This window comes from Streptomyces sp. NPDC026377 (genome assembly GCF_055567715.1).
Window position 1 is genome coordinate 1 of record NZ_JBVHPV010000046.1, and the last position, 1,976, is coordinate 1,976.

Here is a 1,976-nt window from a genome sequence, read left to right on the forward strand (position 1 = left end):
GCGCGGTGTGGCTGCGCAGCAGCTCCTGGCTGGTCACCGCCGCACGCCGTGAGGCCGCGCACGCCTGACGCTCGCTGCGCCCGGCCGCTGCTCAGTAGCGGACTATGCGCGCGATCGCCCGGGACGCTTCGGTGATCTTGTCCTGGACCTGGTCGCCGCCTTGGGCGATGGCGTCGGCGACGCAGAAGTGGAGGTGGTCGTCCATCATCGTCACGGCGAAGGACTGCAGTGCTCTGGTGGTTGCGCTGACCTGGTTGAGGACGTCGATGCAGTAGGTGTCTTCCTCGACCAGGCGCTGCAGGCCCCGCACCTGGCCCTCGATGCGGCGCAGACGTTTGAGGACATCGTCCTTGTTGGCGGTGTAGCCGTGCATGGTGATCCCTTCCCTTCACTAGGTACCCCTGGGGGGTATATGGATAACGGCGGGGGCGGGGATGTGTTCCCTCTGCGCCGCCCTCGGTCGTTCCCATGGCGGGCCGACCACGAAGATCCACCCCGCGGCAGACAGCCGATGTCGGCCCCTGGCGCTCGTCCCCACGCCCAGGCAGGCCGGTGACGCGCCTGCGTTCCCCTAGGTCATGGCTCAATTACGGGTGCTGCGGCTGATCGGTCGACTCCGGACCACTCCCGATGTGGTGCTGGCCGACAAGGCGTACTCGTCGCGCGCAATCCGAACCTGCCTGCGTCGGCGTGGGATCCGGACGGTGATCCCGCAGCCCTTCCGCCAGGCCGTGGCGCGGCCGGCTCAGCTGTCGTCCGTCGGCCTTCGGCCGCGTGGAAATGCCCTCGCTGCCTGAAGCAGCGAGGGCGAACATGTGACGTGGGTTGGCTAGTTACCGGTCCACGCCCACTGCTGCTCGACGGGAACGTTGCTCGCACACGTCCAGAGCGTGACCCAGACACCGTTGGCCTGTGAACCACCGTAGTTGGTGAGGCACTTGTCTCTGGCGTTGGAGGGCCTGATGGTGGTCTGGGTACCGCGAACCTGGTCGAAGTTCTGAAGGTAGGAACCGGTGCATGTCCACAGAGTCAGCACGGTGCCGTTGGAGAGGCTGTTGCCCCGAGGGGTCAGGCACTTGCCGCTGGCGCTGTGCACCAGAGCGTCGCCCCTCCAGTGGAACATCTGGAGGTCGTTGCCGTTGCACGTCCACAGGGTGATGACCGTGCCGTTGGCGGTGTTGTTGCCCTCAGGCGTCGCACAGAAGTTGGTGGGACGGGCGCTGTTGGCCAGGGGGTACCCGGCTGCGTCCGCCTGAGCGGGCGTTGAGGCGACGAAAAGGACCGCGAAAAACGCCGCGAAGGCTGCTGCGGCTCTACGAACGATGTTGATGACATCCCCCAAAGCGGATCTTGCTTGGTCGGTTGAAGAAGTAATCTCAGACGCCTTCGAGCGTTCCGCTGGCCGTAATCGCAGTTCTGAATCAAGAACGAATCGGATGTGGGCTTCGGGGCCGCGACGAGCCCTGCAACGCCTGGCGCCATCTGCCCCCATTAGATATCGCCTGTCAGTCCGGTAGTCGTCATTCTGTGCAGATTTGATCGACGATCCGTGCCAGACAACCCGGTCAGTCCGGTGGGCGCCTTGACTCGGCGCCGGGGCGCTGTTGGACTGCCCAAGTAGCCCCGCTCGGCCAGGCCGCCACTGCCGATGCGATGCGCCCCATGCTCGAAATGGGTCCCCTTTGCAGGGGCAGAGGGGGGACGTAGGCGTTGAGGTAGGTGTGAACGATTACCGCGTGTGTCGTCTGCGAGGGCGGCCAACGCCGCGGGGGCGGCCCGCAAGCGGACCGCCCCCGTTCCCTGCCAGGAAGGTCAGAGGATGTTGTAGGCGCTGAAGCCGTAGCCGATCTTGACGCGCTTGTTGAACGGGTCGGTGGCCTGGCCGTTGCCGGAGTAGCGGTACAGGTCGCCGCCCGGGGTGCGGGCGACGAGGTCGCTGCGGCCGTCCTGGTCGAGGTCACCGATGGACAGGATGC

General features: G+C 66.0%; 3 protein-coding genes and 1 pseudogene. 1 reads left to right on the forward strand and 3 read right to left on the reverse strand.

Annotated elements, in window-relative coordinates; translation table 11 throughout:
* Positions 1–91 precede the first annotated feature (91 nt).
* Positions 92–373, reverse strand: a complete 282-nt coding sequence (locus ACZ4MU_RS35170; RefSeq protein ID WP_467883693.1) for a metal-sensitive transcriptional regulator — start codon at positions 371–373, stop codon at positions 92–94.
* A 76-nt stretch (positions 374–449) separates the two neighbouring features.
* On the opposite strand from ACZ4MU_RS35170, the pseudogene ACZ4MU_RS35175 reads away from it, so the two are divergent.
* A pseudogene (locus ACZ4MU_RS35175) lies at positions 450–740 on the forward strand (transposase); the annotation flags it as partial.
* A gap of 89 nt (positions 741–829) precedes the next feature.
* Here the strand turns inward: ACZ4MU_RS35175 and ACZ4MU_RS35180 are convergent.
* Positions 830–1,342, reverse strand: a complete 513-nt coding sequence (locus ACZ4MU_RS35180) for an RICIN domain-containing protein (protein ID WP_467883695.1) — start codon at positions 1,340–1,342, stop codon at positions 830–832.
* Positions 1,343–1,812: 470 nt separating this feature from the next.
* Positions 1,813–1,974, reverse strand: a complete 162-nt coding sequence (locus ACZ4MU_RS35185) for a hypothetical protein (protein ID WP_467883697.1) — start codon at positions 1,972–1,974, stop codon at positions 1,813–1,815.
* Between the last annotated feature and the right edge of the window lie 2 nt (positions 1,975–1,976).